Source organism: Kocuria salsicia (assembly GCF_007681555.1).
In the GTDB taxonomy this organism is placed as follows: Bacteria; Actinomycetota; Actinomycetes; order Actinomycetales; family Micrococcaceae; genus Kocuria; species Kocuria salsicia.
The window spans coordinates 85,570-105,882 of record NZ_VELE01000003.1; the positions used below are offsets into that span (position 1 = coordinate 85,570).

The window sequence follows — 20,313 nt, forward strand, 5'->3', positions numbered from 1 at the left end:
TCGGCTCGTGGAGCCGCACCAGTCTACCGCGTGGCCGGGCCCGTCCGCCCGGTGGCCACGGCACGGGCCGGCGTGGCGGGTCTCAGTCCGCGATCTCCTGGTAGCACGCGAAAAGGATCGCGGGGTCCGGAACCTCCATGATGCGCGGTGCGGCAATGCGGTCCAGGACCACGAAGCGCAGCAGGTTGCCCCGCGTCTTCTTGTCGCGCTTCATGACCTCCAGCAGCCGCGGCCACTGGTCCGCACGGTAGCTCACGGGCAGCCCCAGGGAGGTGAGGATCTCGCGGTGACGGGCCACGACGTCGTCGTCCAGGGTTCCTGCCGCGCGCCCCAGTTCCGCCGCGAAGACCATGCCCACCGAGACTGCGGCACCGTGGCGCCACTGGTAGCGCTCGTTGTGCTCGATCGCGTGGCCCAGGGTGTGGCCGTAGTTCAGGTACTCACGCCGCCCGGACTCCTTCAGGTCCGAGGAGACGACCTCCGCCTTGACCCGTACACTGCGCTCCACCAGTTCCCGGACCACGTCCGACTGGCTGTCGCGCACCTGCTCGGGGTTCTCCTGGATCAGCTGCAGGATCTGCGGATCGGCGATGAAACCGCACTTGACCACCTCGGCCATCCCGGTCAGCAGCTCGTTCTCGGGCAGCGTGGCCAGGGAGTCGAGGTCGCACACGACCGCGGCTGGCGGGTGGAAGGAGCCCACCAGGTTCTTGCCCTCCGCGGTGTTGATCCCGGTCTTTCCGCCCACGGCGGCATCCACCATGCCCAGCAGAGTGGTGGGAAGGTGGACCACCCGCACCCCGCGCAGCCACGTGGCGGCCACGAAACCAGCGAGGTCGGACACGGCCCCGCCGCCCACGGAGACCACGGCGTCCGTGCGCGTGAAGTCGGACTGGCCCATGATCTGCCAGCAGAAGGCCGCCACCTCCACGCGCTTGCCCTCCTCCGCGTCCGGGATCTCCGCGACGAAGCTCTGGATGCCCGCCTGCCCGAGGTCCTCCTGCACCACGTCCCCGGTGGTTCGCAGGGCGCGCGGGTGGATGATGAGGACCTTCTTGACGCGCTCACCCAGCAGCTGGGGCACGCGGCCCAGCAGGCCGTGGCCCACCAGGACGTCGTACTGGTTCTCGGGGGTCTCCCCGCGGACGGGGATCACGGTCTCGGTCATGCGGTGTGCTCCTTCCCGCGTGCGGTGAGCACGGAGGTCTGCGGCTCACCGAGCGCGGCGTAGAGGTCGTGGGCGATCTGCGCGACGCTGCGGGGCGCGCGGCCGTCCAGGCGGATGGTGGCGAGCCGCTCGAAGGTCTCCCGGCGCTCGTCCAGGATCTGGCTCCATCGGACCTCGGGGTCCGGCTGCAGCATGGGCCGGGTGGTGTTGCCGCGGATCCGGGGTCGCACGGTGTCCAGGTCCACTTCCAGGTACGCGACCATTCGTCCACTGAGCAGGGGCTGCACGAGCGGGGACATGGGTGCTCCCCCGCCCAGGGAGATCACGCACTCCCGGTTCTGCGGGTCGTCGAGGGCCTCGGCCACGACTTCGGCCTCGACCCGGCGGAACTCCGCCTCCCCTCGCGCGCGGAACAGCTCCGGGATGGGTCCGTGGCGGGACACGATCAACCTGTCCGTGTCCACGTGGCGCAGTCCGTAGTGCGATGCCATGTGACGGGCCACGTGGGACTTGCCGGCAGCCATGGGCCCGATCAGCACCACGGGCAGGGGTGCGTGCCTCACGAGAGGTCCCCGCGCACCTCGTCCAGGGCCGCCAGCGCGGCGGGATCGGCAAGTTCCGGGGAGGTGCGCAGCTGGGCTGGGATCGCGGCCAGGTAGGCGTTCCTGTTCCGGATGACCTCCGCCACGGAGTCCCCGCCGAACTTCTCGAGCACGGCCTCGGCGAGCACGAGGGCCACCATGGCCTCGGCGACGACGCCCGCGGCCGGCACCGCACACACGTCAGAGCGCTGGTGGTGGGCCCGTGCGGGCTCACCCGTGGCGACGTCCACCGTGTGCAGGGAGCGCGGCACGGTGGCGATCGGCTTCATGGCCGCACGCACGCGCAGCAGGTCCCCGATGGACATGCCGCCCTCGATGCCGCCGGCGCGGTTGGACACGCGGTGCACTGCACCCTCCTCGGGCAGCGTCTCGTCGTGCGCCTGGGATCCGGGGCGCGCGGCCGTGCGGAAGCCGTCCCCGACCTCCACGCCCTTGATGGCCTGGATGCCCATGAGCGCGGCAGCGAGCCTGGCGTCGAGACGGCGGTCCCAGTGGACGTAGGAGCCGAGTCCCGGGGGCAGCCCCTCGGCGAGTACCTCCACGACGCCGCCCAGGGTCTCCCCCGCCTTGTGGGCCTCGTCCACGGCGGCCACCATGGCCTGGGAGGTCGCGGCGTCGAAGCAGCGCAGCGGGTCCGCGTCGAGCGCGGCGACGTCGTCCGGGCCGGGCAGCGGGGCGTCGTCGGGCACGGCGACGTCGGCGATGGCGGTGGTGTGCGCGACCAGGCGGATCCCCAGGGCCGCCAGGATCTGCGCAGCGACCACCCCGAGGGCCACGCGCGTGGCGGTCTCGCGCGCGGAGGCGCGCTCGAGCACCGGACGGGCCTCGTCGAAGCCGTACTTCTGCATGCCCGTGAGGTCCGCGTGGCCGGGACGCGGGCGGGTCAGCGGCGCGTTGCGGGCGCGCCCGGCGAGCACCTCGGAGTCCACGGGGTCGGAGCTCATGACATCCTGCCACTTGGGCCACTCCGTGTTGGCGATCTCGATGGCCACCGGCCCGCCCTGGGTGATCCCGTGGCGCACCCCGCCCAGGATCCGCACGCGGTCCTGCTCGAACTTCATGCGCGCGCCCCGGCCGTAACCGAGCCGGCGCCGGGCCAGTGCGTCCTGGATCATCCCCGTGGTCAGTTCCACCCCGGCGGGGACGCCCTCGATGATTCCCACAAGTGCTTCACCGTGGGACTCTCCGGCCGTGAGCCAACGCAACATCCAACACTCCAGTTCTCAAGTTTTCGCGAGTCGTCTGCGCCGGGACCCGTGCGGTCCCGGTGTCGTGCGTGCCCTCCCGCGGCTCCGCGGCCCGGACGACACCTGCCACCCACGGTACGGGGCCGCGGCGGGCGGGTCAGCGCGGGAGCCGCGTGGTCTGCGCCTGCCGGACGCGCGCCGGGACGACACGCTCCGGGCGCTCCACCGCCCGGCACATGGCTGCGGTGACCTCGTTCTCGCGGGGCAGCGCGCGGGACGAGTCCCCCTGCGTGAACCAGCGCAGCTGGTCCACCGCCTGGAAGATGAGCATATCGACCCCGGGGGCAATGGCGCCGCCCGCGTCCTGCCACGCGGCCGCCAGGGCCGAGGGCCACGGGTCGTAGGCGACGTCGAGCAGCACACCGGACACCCGCGGGTGCTCCTCGCGCCAGCCCCGGGCCAGCTCGTCCGCGCCGCGGGGCGGGAGGGTGGCAACCACGACGTCCGCGCCGTGCAGAGCGGCACCCGCCTGCTCCCACGGCAGCACACGGATGCTCGTGCCCAGGGCCTCGGCCACCGCGGTCAGGGACTCGGCCCGCTGAGCCGTGCGCACCGCCACGTCCACGCAGTCCGCGCCTAGCCCGTGCAGCGCCGCCACCGCGGCACTCGCGGTGGCACCCCCGCCCAGGACGACGGCGCGCGGCGAGGCGGGGATCTCCCCCGCGGCGCCGAGGGCCGCCATGATGCCCATGACGTCCGTGTTGTCCGCGGCCACGCTCCCGTCCTGAGCGAACGTGAGCGTGTTGGCCACCCCGAGGGCACGGGTGAGAGGAGTCACACGCTCCGCGTCCCGAGCCGCGAAGGGCTTCAGGGGCATCGTGACGGAGAACCCCCGCCAGTGCCCCGACGCACGGGCCCCGGCCCAGAACTCGTCCCACTGCTGCTCGGGGACGTCGTGACGGACGTAGTCCGCGTCCAGACCCAGTACCTCGAACGCCGCGGAGTGCAGCGCTGGTGAGAGCGAGTGGTCCACGGGGTGCCCGAGGACCGCTGCGTGGAGCGTCGCCGTCATCTCAGGAGCACTTGCCGTCGTTGTCGGAGCACCACTTCTGGTACTCCTCCACGTACCTCTGGTGCTCCTCGTAGGTCTTGGCGAACTTGGTCTCGCCGGTGTCGAGGTTCACGGTCACCCAGTAGTAGTAGTCGTTCTTCTCGGGCTTTGCCGCCGCGGCGATGGCCTCGTCGCTCGGAGAGCCGATGGGCCCCACGGGCAGGCCCGGGTTGGCGTACGTGTTGTACGGGTTGGACTTGTCCCGCTTCTCCTCGTCCGTGAGGTGCACGGTCTTCTTTCCCAGACCGTACGTCACGGAGGCGTCCGACTGGATGAAACCGCTCGTCTCGCCGTCCGGGTTGTTGATCCGGTTCTCGATCGCGCCGGCCACGGCCGGGTAGATCTTGGGTGTGCCCTCGAACTCCACGATGGACCCGATGGTCAGCACGTCGAACCACTTGTCCTCGGCGACGTCGTTGTCCTTCAACGTCTGCTTGGTGCGGTCGACCATCTCCTGGATGATCTGCTCAGCCGTGGCGTCCAGCGGGAAGCGGTACTCGCCGGGGTGCAGCCAGCCCTCGAGGTTGGGGAACTTGTCCGGGACACCGAACTTCGCCTTCTCGGTGGAGAGCTTCTCGAACTCGGACTTGTCGAGGCCGGTGGCCTCGCTGAGCGTGGTGAATGTGTCATCCATGCGCTGGGTCTTCGCGATGGCCGCGTAGTGCGAAGCCTCGTCGCGCTCCATGAGGGCGCTGACGACGGCGTCCGCGGGCATGTGGGTCTTGAGCTCGTACGTGCCCGGCTGGATGAAGTCCTCCGGGTAGCGGTCCTGGAACTTCTCGACGAAGTACGAGGCGTTCGCCACGATTTCCTGCGACTGCAGGTCCTGGGCGATCTGGCCCGTGGTGCTGCCGTCCGCGACGGAGAAGCTGACGTCCTGGTCGCCCGAGCCGTGGTAGTCCTTGCGCTCGAACAGCCCGAAGGCGGACCCCAGCACGGCCACGACCACGACCAGCGCTGCGACGAACAGGGCGACGGCGGTCGCGAGGGACGCGCGCGACCGCACCTTGCGACGCTTGCGCTGCTCCGGGGTCACGTCGTGGTGCTCGAACGAGCCCGCCAGGTTCGACGTGGCATCCCGGTCCGAGGCCGATGAAGAGTTCCGCACGTCGCCGTGGGACCCGTGGTCGGGCGTCCCGTCTCCGGTGCCGTTGCCTCGCGGCTCATCGCTCACGAATTGTCTCCGTCCGCCGTTCTGGTGGTGTGGTGTGGTCTCTCGTTTCCCCCCGGGCCTGCCGCGGCCCGGGCAGACACGATACCGCTCGTACTCAGCCCTGGACCGGGTCCCCGGGCTCGGCCCCGGTGCGCAGCCCCTGCTCGACGGCCGACTGCAGGAACGTCACGGCCGCGGCCTGGTCGACCTTGTCCATGTGGTGCCGCCGCGAGATCCCGGAGTCCCACAGCGCCCGGTGCCCGGCCACCGTGGAAAGCCGCTCGTCCACCAGGCGCACCGCGGTGGTGCACCCCCGTGAGCCTAGCCGACGAACGAGCGCTGCGGCGTAATCGCGCGCCATCTGGGTCGAGCGGTTCTCCGCGCCGTCCAGACTCAGCGGCAACCCCACGTAGACGGTGACCACGTCCCGCTCCTCGCACAGCCGTGTGATGATCTTCACGTCGAAGGCCTTGCGGGGGTTCGTATCGCGCTTCAGGGTCTGGTGCGGCGTGGCCAGGACGCACTCCGGGTCGGTCAGGGCTATCCCAACCCTGACCTGGCCCACGTCCACGCCCATGCGCACGCCGCGCTCGAAGCCCTCAGGCATCAGCCCGCGGTGGCCAGGATCTGGGCGCGGATCGCCTCGAGCGCCTCGGAGACCTTCGAGGGGTCCGAGCCGCCGCCCTGGGCAACGTCGGGCTTGCCACCCCCGCCACCGCCGAGCGTGGTCGCCGCCGTGCGCACGAGCTGTCCCGCTGCGAGACCGGCCTCCCGAGCGGCGTCGTTGACGGCCACGACGACGAGCGGACGGCCGTTGGCCACGCCCGTCACCGCGGCAACCGCGGGCTCCGAACCCAGCCGGGTCCGCAGGTCCAGCGCGAGGCTACGCAGGGCGTCTGCGGAGGCGACCTCCCCGGCGTGGTGAAGCACGGCCGTGACGCGTCCCACCCGCTCTGCTTCCTGGGCCAGCTGCCCGGCCTTCGCCTGCAGCTGCTGCTGGCGCAGGGCGCTCAGCTGCCGCTCTGTCTCCTTGAGCTTCTCCAGCGTGGCCGAGAGCCGCTCGGGCAGCTCCGCGCTGGACTGCACCTTGAGCATCCCGGTGAGCTGGTTGACGAGGGTACGCTCCGCGGCCAGGTGGTTGAACGAGTTCAGGCCCACGAGCGCCTCGACGCGGCGGTTGCCCGAGCCCACGGACTGCTCCGAGACCAGGGACAGCGAGCCGAGCTGGGAGGTCGAGCCCACGTGCGTTCCGCCGCACAGCTCACGGGACCACGGGCCGTTCATCTCGACCACGCGCACCTGCTCCCCGTACTTCTCGCCGAACAGGGACATCGCGCCCAGCTTCTTGGCCTCTGCGAGGGGCATCTCGCGGGTGACGACCTCGAAGTCGTCGCGGATGGCCGTGTTCGCGATCTGCTCGATCTCCTGCAGCTGGGACGCCGTGACGGCCTCCCCGTGGGAGAAGTCGAAACGCAGGTAGCCCTCCTTGTTGAAGGAGCCGCGCTGGACCGCGTCGGGCCCGAGGACGTCGTGCAGCGCAGCGTGCACCACGTGCGTGCCCGAGTGGGCGGCCTCGCCGTCGTGGCGGCGCCGGGAGTCCACGCGCGCGGTGACCTCATCCCCCACGACCACCTGGCCCTCGGAGACCTTCACCCGGTGCACGGACAGACCCTTGACCGGCTGCTGGACGTCCTCGACGGTCAGCTTCAGCCCGTCAGAGTTCTCGATCACGCCGACGTCCGCCGCCTGGCCGCCGGCCTCCGCGTAGAACGGGGTGCGCTCGAGCACCACCTCCACGCTCTCGCCCTGGCTCGCCGCCGGGACGGAAACCCCGTCCGAGAGGATGGCGCGCACCGTGGTGGGGGTGACGAGCTCGGTGTAGCCGGTGAACTCGCTGCCGTGCTCGTCGAGCATCCGCCGCAGCTCGGAGAGGTCCGCCAGCGCGCCCTTCTTGGCGCGGGCGTCCTCCTGGGCCCGGTGGCGCTGCTCGGCCATGAGCTCGCGGAACGCGGTCTCGTCCACGCTCACCCCGGCCTCACCGGCCATCTCGAGGGTGAGGTCGATCGGGAAGCCGAACGTGTCGTGAAGGGCGAAGGCGTCCGCGCCGCTGAGTGCGCGCTTCTCGCCCTTCGCCACAGCCACGGCGCCCTCAAGGCGCGTGGTGCCGGACTCGATGGTCTTCAGGAACGCACGCTCCTCGGCGTACGCGATCCGGGAGATCCGCTCGAAGTCCTCCGCGACCACCGGGTACACGCCCTTCATGGCGTCTCGGGACTCCGGCAGCAGCACCGGCAGGCAGGGGTCCGTGACGCCCAGCAGGCGCATGGCACGCACCGCGCGGCGCAGCAGCCGGCGCAGGATGTAGCCGCGGCCCTCGTTGCCCGGGGTCACGCCGTCCGCGATGAGCATGAGGGAGGAACGGACGTGGTCGGCGACGACGCGCATGCGGACGTCGTCCTCGTAGCCCTCCTCCCCCGGCTTCTCGGAGCCGCGGTACGCGCGTCCGGAGAGCTTCGCGGCGGCATCGAGCACGGGGCGGACCTGGTCGGTCTCGTAGAAGTTCTCCACGCCCTGCAGCAGCATGGCCAGGCGCTCGACGCCCAGACCGGTGTCAATGTTCTTCTTGGGCAGCTCGCCCAGGATCTCGTAGTCCTTGCCGTTGCCCTCGCCGCGCTGGTACTGCATGAACACGAGGTTCCAGATCTCGATGTAGCGGTCGTCGTCCACCGCCGGACCGCCGTCCTTGCCGTAGCGCGGACCGCGGTCGTAGAAGATCTCCGAGTCCGGACCGGCGGGGCCGGGCTGGCCCGTGTCCCAGTAGTTCTCGTCCCGGCCCATGCGCTGGATCCGCTGGGCGGGAAGGCCCACGGTGTCGTGCCACAGGTCGTAGGACTCCTGGTCCCCCTCGTACACCGTGACCCACAGCCGCTCGGGGTCCAGCCCGAACCCGCCGTCCGCCACGGCGGAGGTCAGCAGCTCCCAGGCCATCGGGATCGCCTCGGACTTGAAGTAGTCGCCGAAGGAGAAGTTGCCGGCCATCTGGAAGAACGTGCCGTGGCGGGCGGTCTTGCCCACCTCGTCGATGTCCAGGGTGCGGATGCACTTCTGCACGGACGTGGCCCGCGAGTAGGGCGGGGTCTCCTGGCCCAGGAAATACGGGATGAAGGGCACCATCCCGGCGATGGTGAACATGGCCCCGGACTGCTGCGAGACGAGGGAGGCCGAGGGCACCACCTGGTGCCCCTTCGCCTCGAAGTAGCTCAGCCAGCGCTGGGTGATCTCATGAGAGAGCATTACCGCTCGTTTCCTTCCGAAGGGTCATGGTCGATGATCCGGTGCCCGGTGTGCCCGGGACCGGTCGAGGGACGGGGGTCGACGGCGTGCCACGGCGCCCCCGCAGGGGCCACGGCATCGTCGCCGGAGTGGTTCGCCGTGTGGTCCATGGGTGAGCGCACGCCAAACTGCTCCCGCAGCTCGCTCTCGCGCTCGTCCATGCCGGCGCGCACACGGGCCGTGAACTGACGCAGCCGCCGGGCACCGCCGCGCAGCAGGGCCACGGGGCCGGACTCGGGGCGGCGCTCGACGTCCCCCGCAGTCCTGGCCGCAAGGGTTCCGCCGGTGTCCTCTGCGGCAGGCGCGCCGCCGGAGACCTGGCGTGCGAGGACCTGGCGCGCGGTGGGATCCGAGGCGACCCGCGTGGCGGCGCCCCCCATGAGGGCACCCGCGGCGAGCAGGGCGAGTTTCGACCAGACTCCCACGCTCAGCTCCCCGATCCGGTGGAACGGGGCCCCGACGTCGCGGAGGGACCGGGAGCCCCGGAAGCGGACGTCCCGTAGCGGGAGGCACGCGCGGTTCCCGACGCCGCGGCGTCGCCTGCGGGCCGGTCACCGGCCCCCGACGTGGGTGCGGAACCCTCCGGCCGGGCGGTCGAGGGGTTCGAGGCGTTCGCGTCGCCCGGGGAGCCTGCGGTGGGCGCCGTGCGGGGCGCCCCCGCAGGGCCAGGCTGCGGGGAGAAGGCCCGGCGCAGCCCGTGCGAGAAGGACGCCACCTTGATCAGGGGCTGCCCCACCGTGGAGGCCACGAGCGAGGACAGGGCCGAGACGTTCGCGGAGGCGTCCGAGACGTTCGAGGTGATGCCGTCCACCTTCTCCAGCTGCGTGTTGGTGGTGCTCACGGTGCGCGTAACCTCGTCGATCAGCGGTGTGGTGCCGTCGTTGATCGAGCGGATGGTCAGCCGGAGTTCGTCAAAGACACGACCGAGCTTGACGATGGGCAGTGCGAGCAGGCCCACCAGCACCGCGAAGACGAATGCCGCGATCAATCCGGCGATATCGCCACCGTCCATGGGGATCACTTCTTCCGTTCGGGCTCGACGATCTGGGTGCCGGCGAGCAACGCCGACCGACTGGCAACTCTACCCAACAACCCGCGTCGCGCGGCGAACCGTGCCGCAGACGGCGAACAGCCCGCGACCGGGGTCGCGGGCTGTTCGTCCGCCGCCCCAGGGGGCGGCGTGGCGCTCGGAGGATCAGGCCATCCGGGCGTAGTACTCGACCACGAGCTGCTCTTCACAGGTCACGGGGACCTCGGAGCGCTCGGGCTTGCGCGAGAGCGTGGCCTGCAGCCGGTCGATCGTCACGTCCAGGTACGGCGGGGTGTTCGGCAGGACATCCTGGTTCGCACCCGTCGCGGCGATCTGGAACGGGACCATCTTCTCGGAGCGCGGGTGCACGTGGATCATCTGACCCGGGCGCACGCGGAACGAGGGACGGTCCACGCGCTGGCCGTCCACCATGATGTGGCGGTGGACCACAGCCTGGCGCGCGGCAGCCATCGTGCGCACGAAGCCCGCACGCAGCACCAGGGCGTCCAGACGGGTCTCGAGCAGAGCGATGAGGTTTTCACCGGTCTGGCCTTCGACGCGCTTGGCCTCGACGTAGGCGCGGTGCATCTGCTTCTCGCGGATGTTGTACTGCGCACGCAGTCGCTGCTTCTCGGTCAGACGGACCTTGTAGTCCGAGTCCTGCTTGCGGCGGGCACGGCCGTGCTCACCGGGAGCATACGGGCGGCGCTCGAAGTACTTCTCGGCCTTGGGCGTCAGGGCGATGCCGAGGGCACGAGACTTGCGCACCTGGCGGCGCGCACGAGAACTGTTGTTCTGGGACAAGACTTGCCTTTCCTGCGGTTCGACGGCGCACGGGCGGGGCCCGTGCTCCGTTCTGGGTGGTACTGGCCTCCGGCGCGGAAAGTGGTTCCCGCGGGAGAGGTGCGGATCAGCCGCAATCCGACGTGCCTAGCGTCCGCGCAGCAGCCCGGGGCGGTGAGTGTTCACCGTCCGAGGGCATGCCGCAACGCGACGTGCCAGCCAGCCGTCTACTATATCCGATTCAGCTGACGTCCTCGTCCACCCAGTCGAGGGACTTGCCCACGGCCTTCGTCCAGTTGCGGAAGAGCCTGTCCTCCTCCGCGCGGTCCCCTTCCGGCTCCCAGCGCTTGTCCTCCGCCCAGTTCTGGGTGATCTCGTCCAGGTCCGCCCAGAACCCCACCGCGAGGCCCGCCGCGTAGGCGGCACCGAGAGCCGTGGTCTCCGTGATCTTCGGGCGGATCACGGGAACGTCCAGCTGGTCCGCCTGGAACTGCATGAGCAGCTCGTTGGCGGTCATGCCGCCGTCCACGCGCAGCTCCGTGAGGTCCTGCTTGGAGTCATTGTTCATGGCCTCCACGACCTCGCGGGACTGGAACGCGGTGGCCTCCAGGACGGCGCGGGCAATGTGTTCCTTGCGCACGTAGCGGGTGAGACCCACCAGGGCACCGCGGGCGTCAGGGCGCCAGTGCGGCGCGAAGAGCCCGGAGAACGCCGGCACGAAGTACGCGCCACCGTTGTCCTCCACGGCCCGGGCGAGGGGCTCGATCTCCTTGGCGTCCTGGATCAGGCCCAGGTTGTCGCGCACCCACTGCACCAGCGAACCTGTGACGGCGATGGAGCCCTCCAGGGCGTAGACCGGCTTCTGGCCCTCGATCTGGTAGCAGACCGTGGTGATGAGCCCGTACTCCGAGCGCACCGGGGTCTCCCCCACGTTCATGAGCAGGAAGCTGCCCGTGCCGTACGTGTTCTTGCCCATGCCCGGCTCGAAGCAGGTCTGACCGAACATGGCCGCCTGCTGGTCACCCAGGATGCCGGCGATCGGCACGCCCTTGAGGAATCCGCGGGCACGGCCCTTGCCGTAGACCTCGCTGCTGCAGCGGATCTCCGGGAGCATGGACATCGGAATGCCCATGGTCTCGCACAGCTCCTCGTTCCAGTCGAGGGTGTCGATGTTCATGAGCAGGGTGCGGGAGGCGTTGGTCACGTCCGTGACGTGGACGCCGTCCCCGCTGCCGCCGGTCATGTTCCACACGAGCCAGCTGTCGGTGGTGCCGAAGAGCAGGTCCCCGGCCTCGGCCTTCTCCCGCGCGCCCTCGACATTGTCCAGGATCCACTTGACCTTCGGGCCCGCGAAGTAGCTCGCCAGGGGGAGGCCGGTGAGCTCCCGGAACTTCTCGTCCCCGCCGTCCTTCGCAAACTCGTCCACGATGGCCTGCGTGCGGGTGTCCTGCCACACGATCGCGTGGTAGACGGGCTCACCGGTGTTCTTGTCCCACACGACGGCGGTCTCGCGCTGGTTGGTGATGCCCACCGCCGCGAGGTCGTCCTTGGTGAGCTCGGTCTCCGCGAGCGCGTCCGCCACGCAGCGGCGGGTGTTGCGCCAGATCTCCTGGGCATCGTGCTCCACCCACCCAGCGCGGGGGAAGATCTGCTCGTGCTCGTACTGGCCCACGCTCACGATGTTGCCCGAGTGGTCGAAGACGATCGCGCGGGTGCTGGTGGTGCCCTGGTCGATCGCCATCACGTGCTTGGGTTCGGTCATGTCTGACTCCTTTGTCAAAAAGTGTGTTGCCTGCTGGGTGGCGCGGGTCAGCCGATGACCATGGCCGCGACACCGGCGAGGGCGCCGCCCACGATCGGGCCCAGGACCGGGACCCAGCTGTAGGACCAGTCGCTGCTCACCTTATTCGGAATGGGCAGCAACGTGTGCACGAGGCGCGGGCTGAGGTCACGTGCAGGGTTGATCGCGTAGCCCGTGGGTCCGCCGAGGCAGGCGCCGATGGCCACAACGAGCATCGCGACGGCGAGGGGGCCGAGCTCACTGGGGGTCTCGCCGAAGACGAGGATCACGTAGACGAGCACGAACGTGGCGATGACCTCGGTGACGAAGTTCCAGCCGTAGCTGCGGATCTCCGGGCCGGTGGAGAAGACGCCGATCGTCGCGACGCCCTCCTCACCCGCCGCGTCGAAGTGCTTCTTGTAGGCCAGCCAGCACACGAGGGCACCCACGAAACCGCCCAGGAACTGCGCCACCAGGTACACCACGGTGCTCGCCGGGGTGATGGTGACGCCCGGGGCGTACTCCGCGTTGTGACGTGCCAGCATGCCGATGGTCACCGCCGGATTCAGGTGCGCCCCGGACGCGTGCGCCACGTAGACGCCCGAGAACACTGCGAGCCCCCAGCCAAAGCTGATCAGCAGCCAGTCGGCGCCGTTGCCCTTGGTCCGGGGCAGGACCACGTTGGCCACCACACCGCAGCCCAGCAGCATCAGGATCGCCGTGCCGAACGCCTCGGACAAGAAAACGGTGGACAACGCGACCTCGGTCACTTCATTCACTGCACCCTCCATTGGATGGTCGGGGGCCCGGAGGAGTTCCGGGCCCGAGATCTGTGATCAGCCCCGGCGGGGGTACGGATCGCCCGCACCAGCGCGCAGCTGCTGCGCGCTGTTCTCGTCCGTCTCCCGCAGCGCGGCCCGCTCGGCCTCGTGCAGCTGCGTGTAGAGCTCCACCTGACGGGCCTGCTCGGCCTCGTCCCAGCCGAGGACTTCGCCCATGATGCGGGCGATCGCCGGGGCGGCGCCCAGCCCGCCGTCGCGCTGGTCGTAGTTCAGGTGGGTGCGCCGGCAGATGACGTCCTCGAGGTCCAGGGCGCCCTCGTGGGTTGCCGCACGATGGATTTCAACCGCGAGGTAGCGCGGTGCGCCCTCCACGGGCTCACCCAGCTCGGGGTGCTCGGCCACGGCGTCCAGCATCTCGAGGGTCTCGTCCCCGTAGCGGTTGAGCAGTCGCTCGATGACCACCTGGTCCACGCCCGTGCGCCGGGAGAGGTGCTCGGCCTGGTTCATCAGCCCGGACCAGCCCTGTGCGCCCAGCAGTGCCACCTCGTCGGTGATCGACGGCAGCTTCTTGGCGGCCTTCTTGCCCAGGGCCGCGTCCACGGCGTCCTTGGCCATCACGCGGTAGGTGGTCAGCTTGCCGCCGGCGATTGCGAACAGCCCGGGCGCGGACTCCACCACGGAGTGCTCGCGGGAGATCTTGGTCGAGGGGGTCTCCTCGCCCTTGGTTCCCGGCTGTACGAGCGGACGAAGCCCGGCCCACGTGCCGATGACGTCGTCCACGGTCAGGGGGTCCCGCAGCACAGCGTTGGCGTGCTCGAGGACGTACTCGACGTCCGCAGCGTTGGCGGTGGGTGTCACGAGGTCCCGTTCGTACGGGGTGTCGGTAGTCCCGATGACCCAGTAGTCGTCCCACGGGATGATGAACAGCACGGACTTCTCGGTCTGCAGGATCAGCCCCGTGGTTCCGCTCAGACGCTCCTTCGGCACCACGATGTGGATGCCCTTGGAGGCCAGCACCTTCAGGCCGGTCTTGGACTCGGCGAGGTCCTGCACGGGCTCGGTCCACACACCGGCTGCGGAGATCACGGCCTTGGCGCGCACCTCGCGGGTCTCACCGGTGGTGATGTCCTCCACGAGTGCGCCGACCACGCGGCCCGTCTCGTCACGGACCAGTTTGCGGGCCGCCGCACGGTTGGCCGCGAGCGCGCCGTAGCGCTGGGCGGTGCGCACGAGGTCGAGGGTCAGGCGGGCGTCGTCCACACGCCCGTCCCAGTAGACGATGGCGCCCACGGCGGCGTCGTCCTTCAGCGAGGGGAAGGTGCGGCGCACGCCCTGCGCGCTGAGGTGGCGCTGCAGGGGCATGGACTCGCCCTTGGCGCCCACGTGGGCCAGGGCATCGTACATGCCGATGCCGGTGGCCACGAACGGGCGCTCCCAGCCCTTGTGCACCAGGGGGTACATGAACTGGATGGGCTTGACCAGGTGCGGGGCGATGCGGTGCATTAGCAGGTCTCGCTCCTTCAGCGCCTCTGCCACGAGGGCGAAGTTGAGCTGCTGCAGGTAGCGGAGGCCGCCGTGGACGAGCTTCGAGGAGCGCGAGGAAGTGCCCTGGGCCCAGTCCTGCGCGTCGATGATGGCGGTCGAGAGGCCCCGGGTGGCGGCGTCGAGCGCGATCCCTGCGCCCGTGATGCCGCCGCCGATGACTAGGACGTCCACGGGGTGCTCCGCCATGTCTCGCAGGTCGTCGCTGCGTTGCTGTGCGTTCAGTGAGGTCAGTGGCACGGTTGCCGCTCCTGTCTACCAAGGGGTTGCCGGTTGAGGTTGTAGGGCCACGTTCACGATAGTCCGCGTGCAACGGCACGGGAACAACCGGGGACCCGGCAGCCGGGATGTCGCGCGGTGCCCGGGCCCCGGGGGTGTCCCGCGGCCGCGGGACCCGCCGCTACCCGCCGCCGGTGCCGCGCACGAGCCCGCGCAGGATCTCCAGTCGCCTGGTCACGTTCTTCTCGTGGCCGAACTGGGTGGGTGCGTAGTAGTCGCGGCCCACGAGCTCGTCGGGAGGGTACTGCTGGGCGGCGACGGCGTTGGGGGCGTCGTGGGCGTAGACGTAGTGCGCTCCGTGGCCGAGCGCGGCGGCCCCGGGGTAGTGGGCGTCGCGCAGGTGCGGCGGCACGGGCCCGGCGCGGCCGGCTCGCACGTCCGCGATGGCGGCGTCCACCGCGAGGTACGCGGCGTTGGACTTGGGGGCGGTGGCGAGGTGCACGACCGCCTCCGCCAAGGGGATCCGGCCCTCTGGCATGCCGATCAGCTGCACGGCCTGTGCCGCCGCCACGGCGGTCTGCAGTGCCGTGGGATCAGCCATCCCGATGTCCTCGGACGCGGAGATGATGAGCCGGCGTGCGATGAACCGAGGGTCCTCCCCCGCCTCGATCATCCGGGCGAGGTAGTGCATCGCGGCGTCCACGTCCGAGCCTCGAATGGACTTGATGAACGCGCTCACCACGTCGTAGTGCTGGTCGCCCGTCTTGTCGTAGCGCACCGCCGCCCGGTTCACGGCCTCCTCGGCGTCCGCGAGGGTCACCGTGGGCGGGGCTGCGGCCCGCCCGTCCGTATCTTCCCGGGTGACGCCGCTGCCCTCCCCGGTCCCACGGCTTGCTCCGGTCTGTCCGCTCGTCCCCGTCCCACCGCTGCCGGCGGCCCCGCCATCCGCTCCGACCCCCACCGGTTCCCCGGCCTCGTCGTATCCCACGGCCCTCTCGCGCGCCCCGGTGCCGTTGCCTGCTCTCCCAGCGCCGTCCGTGGCCGCTGCGGCGGAGCTGTCCGTGGCATGGGAGAGCGCCACTGCGGCCGCCGCCTCGAGCGAGGTCAGCGCCTTGCGGGCGTCCCCGCCGGCCACGTCAAGCAGGTGCTCGCGCGCAGCGGGGTCCAGCCGCACGGCACCGTCGAGCCCGCGAGGCTCCGTGACAGCACGCTCGAGCAGCTCGCCGATGTCGGAGCGCTCCAGGGGCTGCAGGGTGAGCAGCAGTGACCGGGAGAGCAGCGGGGAGATCACGGAGAAGGACGGGTTCTCGGTGGTCGCGGCCACCAGGACCACCCACCCGTTCTCCACACCGGGCAGCAGGGCGTCCTGCTGGGCTTTGGTGAAGCGATGGATCTCGTCCAGGAACAGCACGGTGGTGCGCCCGTGAAGGTCCCGCGCGGTCAGCGCCTCGTCCATGACCCGCCGGACGTCCTTCACCCCGGCCGTGACGGCGGAGAGCTCCACGAAAGTGGTGTCGTGGCCTCGCGCAATCACGTGGGCGATGGTGGTCTTGCCCGTTCCTGGTGGGCCCCAGAGGATCACCGAGGACGGCGCGGCGGGACCCGTGAGTCCCGTGACGAGCGCGCGCAGCGGGGAGCCGGTGCGCAGCAGGTGCTTCTGGCCCACGACCTCGTCGAGGGTGCGCGGTCGCATCCGCACGGCCAGGGGTGCGCGGGAGCGGCGCCGCCCGTGCTCCGAGGCAGAACCCCCGGAAGCGGCCGAGGGCTCCGGGAACGCGGGGTCGTTGGCGTGCGCCCGGCCGCCGCGTGCGGGGTCCGGCAGGTCGAACAGGGAGTCGCTCACGCCTCGACCCTACTGCCCGACCCGGACACGCACACGAGCCCGTTCCGGGCGTCAGTCGCGGCGCGGGCGCTGCAGGTCGTCGCTGTCCACCACGAGCGTGATGGGCCCGTCGTTGACCAGGGAGACCGCCATGTGCGCCCCGAACCGGCCGGTCTCTACCGTCAGGCCACGCTCGCGCAGCGCGGCGACGAACGCGTCGAACAGCGGCTCGCTCAACGCTGCCGGGGCGGCGTCCGTCCACGAGGGCCGCCGCCCCCTGCGCACGTCCCCGTAGAGGGTGAACTGGCTCACGGCCAGCACGGGCGCGCCGCTGTCCTCGCAGGAGGTCTCCCCCGGCAGCACCCGCAGCCCGGCGATCTTCGCGGCGAGCTTCTGCGCCGTGGCGGGGGTGTCCGTGTGGGTGATCCCCACGAGCAGTGCAAGCCCCGGACCGTCGATCTCCCCGACCGTGAGGTCCTCGACCGTGACCCGGGCACCCGTCACCACTTGCAGCACGATTCGCATGCCGTCCACTCCACCACATCCGGAACCCGCAGCGGAACCGGCGACGACGCCGCGGTGCGCGGGCGGCGTCGTTGTCCCTATCCCGGGCCCGAGTCCTCCATGAAGCGGTGCGGGGCGGTCACCAGTACGCCGACGGCGAGCACCCCGAGCATGAGCCAGAGGTACCCGAAGGAGGTCCACCAGTTGCCCGTGGCCCCGAAGAGCAGACCGAACATCAGGGGCCCGGCGCAGCCAGCGAGGTAGCCCAGGCCCTGCCCGAAGCCGGAGAGCGCGCCGGCGCCCGCAGTGGTGCGGGTGCGGATGTTGATCAGTGTCAGCGCCAGGGGGAAGGAGGCCTGGCCGAGCCCGGCGATCGTGATCCACACCCACACCAGCGGCAGGCCACCCAAGACCTCCCGTGGCCACTGCAGCAGCATGAGGTAGCCGGTGCCGTACAGCAGCACGGCGCACAGACCCGGCACGAGGGTGTTGCCCGTGCGGCGCACCAGCAGGGGCACCACGAGACTCACGGGCAGGCCGAGGATCGCGTAGAAGGAGAGCATTGCGCCGGCCTCGTGCTCCGAGAAGCCGGTGTGCACCACGAAGCGGGGAAGCCAGGTGAACATGGCGAACGTGTTGGACGAGGTGCCCACGAACATCAGCACCACCCCCCAGCCCACGCGGGTGCGCCACGGGGAGGCCCGCCCGGGGCCCGCCGCGGGGGCGGTGACGCCCGGGACGGGGACCTCGGCCAGCTCGGAGGCGCCCAGGACGCGGGCGGGCTGCGGCCAGCGGACGCCGAGCCAGGGAACGAGCGCCGCCGCGGAGAAGACCGCCCAGGACCCCACGGACGCACGCCACCCCGCGGCGTCGGCGATCGGGACCGCGAAGAACGGGGCCATTGCCGTGGACACTCCCAGCAGCATCGAGTACACGGCCGTGAGCGGCGCGATCCGGTTCGGGAAGTACTTCTTGATCACCGGCGGCAGCGCCACGTTGCCGATGCCCAGACCGCACATGGCCACGAACGTGAACACGAGGAACAGGATGACGTCCGTGCACAGGGCGCGCGCCACCAGACCCGCAGCGGCCAGGGCGCACGAGAGCATCAGCAGCGCCTCGAGCCCCATGCGGCGCATCAGGAACGCGGTGAGGAAGCCCGTCAGCGCGAAGCCCAGGGTGGGCATCATGGCGAGCACACCCGTGTTCGCTGCGGTGAGGTGCAGGTCGGTGGAGAGGCGTTCGAGCACCGGGGACACCCCGGAGACGCCGAGTCGGAGGGTGAAGGCAGTCAGAAGCACACCGGCCAGGGCCATCAGGCTCCGGCCGGTGTGCTGTTCAGCGGGTTGGACGACTACCGCCCGCTCTCGTTGGTCGTGGTGGTCTTGGACTCGCCGGAGGTGCGGGGCTCGGGCTTGGCGTCCACGCCCGCCTCCTTGCGCTGCTGCGCCGTGATCGCGGCGGGAGCGGCGGTCAGCGGATCGTAGCCGTTGCCGGTCTTGGGGAACGCGATAACGTCGCGGATGGAGTCGGTGCCCGCGAGCAGCGCGACCACGCGATCCCAGCCGAAGGCGATGCCGCCGTGCGGGGGCGCACCGAACTGGAAGGCGTCCAGGAGGAAGCCGAACTTCTCCCGGGCATCCTCCTCGCTCAGGCCCATCACGCGGAAGACCCGGTCCTGCACGTCCCGGCGGTGGATGCGGATGGAGCCGCCGCCGATCTCGTTGCCGTTGCACACGATGTCGTAGGCGTAGGCCAGCGCGGAGCCGGGATCGGTGTCGAACGTGTCCATGAATTCGGGCTTCGGCGAGGTGAACGCGTGGTGCACCGCGGTCCAGGCGCCGGAGCCCACGGCCACGTCACCGGACTCCACGGCGTCGGCGGCCGGCTCGAACAGGGGCGCGTCCACGACCCACACGAAGGCCCAGTCGTTCTCGTCGATCAGGCCCACGCGGTGACCGATCTCCACGCGCGCCGCTCCGAGCAGCGCATGGGAGGTCTTGACCCCGCCGGCGGCGAAGAACACGCAGTCTCCCGGCTTTGCACCCACGGCCTCGGCCAGTCCGGCCTTCTCCTCCTCGGAGATGTTCTTGGCCACCGGTCCGGCGATCTCGCCGTCCTCCTTGAACAGGACGTACGCGAGGCCCTTGGCGCCGCGCTGCTTGGCCCACTCCTGCCACGCGTCGAGCTGACGGCGCGGCTGGGACGCACCACCGGGCATCACCACGGCACCCACGTACGGGGCCTGGAACACGCGGAACGGGGTGTCCTTGAAGTACTCGGTGAGCTCGGTGAGCTTCAGGTCGAAGCGCAGGTCCGGCTTGTCGGAGCCGTAGTCAGCCATGGCCTGCGCGTAGGTCATGCGCGGGATCGGGGTGGTGATCTCCACGCCGATCAGCGCCCACAGCGCCTTCACGATCTGCTCGCCCAGGGCGATGATGTCGTCCTCCTCCACGAAGGAGGCCTCGACGTCCAGCTGGGTGAACTCGGGCTGGCGGTCCGCGCGGAAGTCCTCGTCCCGGTAGCAGCGGGCGATCTGGAAGTACTTCTCGATCCCGCCCACCTGCAGCAGCTGCTTGAACAGCTGCGGGGACTGCGGCAGGGCATACCACGAGCCCGGAGCCAGGCGCGCCGGAACCAGGAAGTCGCGCGCGCCCTCGGGGGTGGAGCGGGTGAGGGTGGGCGTCTCCACCTCGGTGAAGCCCTGCTCGTGCAGCAGGTTGCGGGCCACGCGGTTGACCTCGGAGCGCAGCCGCATGATGCGGGCGGGCTCCGGGCGGCGCAGGTCCAGGTAGCGGTACTTCAGGCGCGCTTCCTCCCCCACCTCCACGTGCTCGTCGATCTGGAACGGCAGGGGCGCGGCGGTGTTGAGCACGGCGAGCTCGTCCACCATGACCTCCACCTCGCCCGAGGGCAGGTTCGGGTTCTCGTTGCCCTCCGGGCGGCGCTCCACGGTGCCGGTGACCTGCAGGACGTACTCGTTGCGCAGCTGGTGGAACTGCTCCTCGTCGCGCACCACGATCTGCGCCACGCCGGAGGCGTCCCGCAGGTCCACGAACGCCACGCCGCCGTGGTCCCGGCGGCGGCCGACCCAGCCCGCCAGCGTGACGGTCTGTCCGATGTTCTCGGCGCTCAGCGCGCCAAGCTCATGTGTTCGCAACAAGTGCATTCACCTTTTCATTGGTTGTGGTGCGGGGAGCACGTCCCCGGAGTTCTCTGGGCCGCGCGCACGCGGCGCCACGGGCACGGGGCACGACGTCGCCCGGCCCGGTGGGTTGTCTCCCGCGAGTCTACAAG

16 protein-coding genes and 1 pseudogene are annotated in these 20,313 nt (G+C 70.6%); all 17 read right to left on the minus strand.

Annotated elements, in window-relative coordinates:
* Nucleotides 1-82: 82 nt before the first annotated feature.
* Nucleotides 83-1,168, minus strand: a complete 1,086-nt coding sequence (gene aroB, locus FS770_RS06820; protein WP_055084649.1) for a 3-dehydroquinate synthase — start codon at nucleotides 1,166-1,168, stop codon at nucleotides 83-85.
* Nucleotides 1,165-1,731 (minus strand): shikimate kinase, encoded by a 567-nt coding sequence (locus FS770_RS06825; RefSeq protein WP_094393890.1) that lies wholly within the window; start codon nucleotides 1,729-1,731, stop codon nucleotides 1,165-1,167. The genes aroB and FS770_RS06825 overlap by 4 nt, the downstream gene beginning before the upstream one ends.
* Entirely contained in the window at nucleotides 1,728-2,978 is a 1,251-nt protein-coding gene (gene aroC, locus FS770_RS06830) for a chorismate synthase (RefSeq protein ID WP_144942887.1), read from the minus strand. Before aroC ends, FS770_RS06825 begins: the two co-directional genes overlap by 4 nt.
* 136 nt (nucleotides 2,979-3,114) lie before the next feature.
* Entirely contained in the window at nucleotides 3,115-4,029 is a 915-nt protein-coding gene (locus FS770_RS06835; RefSeq protein ID WP_126874996.1) for a shikimate dehydrogenase family protein, read from the minus strand.
* A 1-nt stretch (nucleotide 4,030) separates the two neighbouring features.
* A complete protein-coding gene (mltG, locus tag FS770_RS06840) occupies nucleotides 4,031-5,242 on the minus strand; it encodes an endolytic transglycosylase MltG (protein ID WP_145010774.1) in 1,212 nt (403 codons plus the stop codon).
* Between the two features lie 94 nt (nucleotides 5,243-5,336).
* On the minus strand, nucleotides 5,337-5,828 hold the full coding sequence (ruvX, locus tag FS770_RS06845; protein ID WP_094393884.1) for a Holliday junction resolvase RuvX: 492 nt from the start codon (nucleotides 5,826-5,828) through the stop codon (nucleotides 5,337-5,339).
* Complete coding sequence (alaS, locus tag FS770_RS06850) at nucleotides 5,828-8,515, minus strand: alanine--tRNA ligase (protein WP_144942886.1); 2,688 nt, start codon at nucleotides 8,513-8,515, stop codon at nucleotides 5,828-5,830. The genes ruvX and alaS overlap by 1 nt, the downstream gene beginning before the upstream one ends.
* Nucleotides 8,515-8,979, minus strand: a complete 465-nt coding sequence (locus FS770_RS06855; protein ID WP_145010777.1) for a hypothetical protein — start codon at nucleotides 8,977-8,979, stop codon at nucleotides 8,515-8,517. Before FS770_RS06855 ends, alaS begins: the two co-directional genes overlap by 1 nt.
* A gap of 218 nt (nucleotides 8,980-9,197) precedes the next feature.
* Nucleotides 9,198-9,566, minus strand: a pseudogene (locus FS770_RS06860) (DUF948 domain-containing protein); the annotation flags it as partial.
* A 183-nt stretch (nucleotides 9,567-9,749) separates the two neighbouring features.
* A complete protein-coding gene (rpsD, locus tag FS770_RS06865) occupies nucleotides 9,750-10,388 on the minus strand; it encodes a 30S ribosomal protein S4 (protein WP_144942884.1) in 639 nt (212 codons plus the stop codon).
* Between the two features lie 220 nt (nucleotides 10,389-10,608).
* Nucleotides 10,609-12,129 carry a glycerol kinase GlpK gene (gene glpK, locus FS770_RS06870; RefSeq protein WP_144942883.1) on the minus strand — a complete coding sequence of 507 codons (1,521 nt, stop codon included), beginning with the start codon at nucleotides 12,127-12,129 and terminating at the stop codon, nucleotides 10,609-10,611.
* 47 nt (nucleotides 12,130-12,176) lie between these two features.
* Nucleotides 12,177-12,938: an MIP/aquaporin family protein gene (locus FS770_RS06875; RefSeq protein WP_186366719.1), complete on the minus strand. Its 762-nt coding sequence runs from the start codon at nucleotides 12,936-12,938 to the stop codon at nucleotides 12,177-12,179.
* Between the two features lie 45 nt (nucleotides 12,939-12,983).
* A complete protein-coding gene (locus FS770_RS06880; RefSeq protein ID WP_144942881.1) occupies nucleotides 12,984-14,711 on the minus strand; it encodes a glycerol-3-phosphate dehydrogenase/oxidase in 1,728 nt (575 codons plus the stop codon).
* A gap of 160 nt (nucleotides 14,712-14,871) precedes the next feature.
* Nucleotides 14,872-16,533: a replication-associated recombination protein A gene (locus FS770_RS06885; protein WP_244944794.1), complete on the minus strand. Its 1,662-nt coding sequence runs from the start codon at nucleotides 16,531-16,533 to the stop codon at nucleotides 14,872-14,874.
* 51 nt (nucleotides 16,534-16,584) lie between these two features.
* Complete coding sequence (gene dtd, locus FS770_RS06890; protein WP_126875077.1) at nucleotides 16,585-17,037, minus strand: D-aminoacyl-tRNA deacylase; 453 nt, start codon at nucleotides 17,035-17,037, stop codon at nucleotides 16,585-16,587.
* A gap of 77 nt (nucleotides 17,038-17,114) precedes the next feature.
* Nucleotides 17,115-18,332, minus strand: a complete 1,218-nt coding sequence (locus FS770_RS06895) for an MFS transporter (protein ID WP_145010783.1) — start codon at nucleotides 18,330-18,332, stop codon at nucleotides 17,115-17,117.
* A 38-nt stretch (nucleotides 18,333-18,370) separates the two neighbouring features.
* Nucleotides 18,371-20,179: an aspartate--tRNA ligase gene (aspS, locus tag FS770_RS06900; protein WP_145010786.1), complete on the minus strand. Its 1,809-nt coding sequence runs from the start codon at nucleotides 20,177-20,179 to the stop codon at nucleotides 18,371-18,373.
* Nucleotides 20,180-20,313 lie beyond the last annotated feature (134 nt).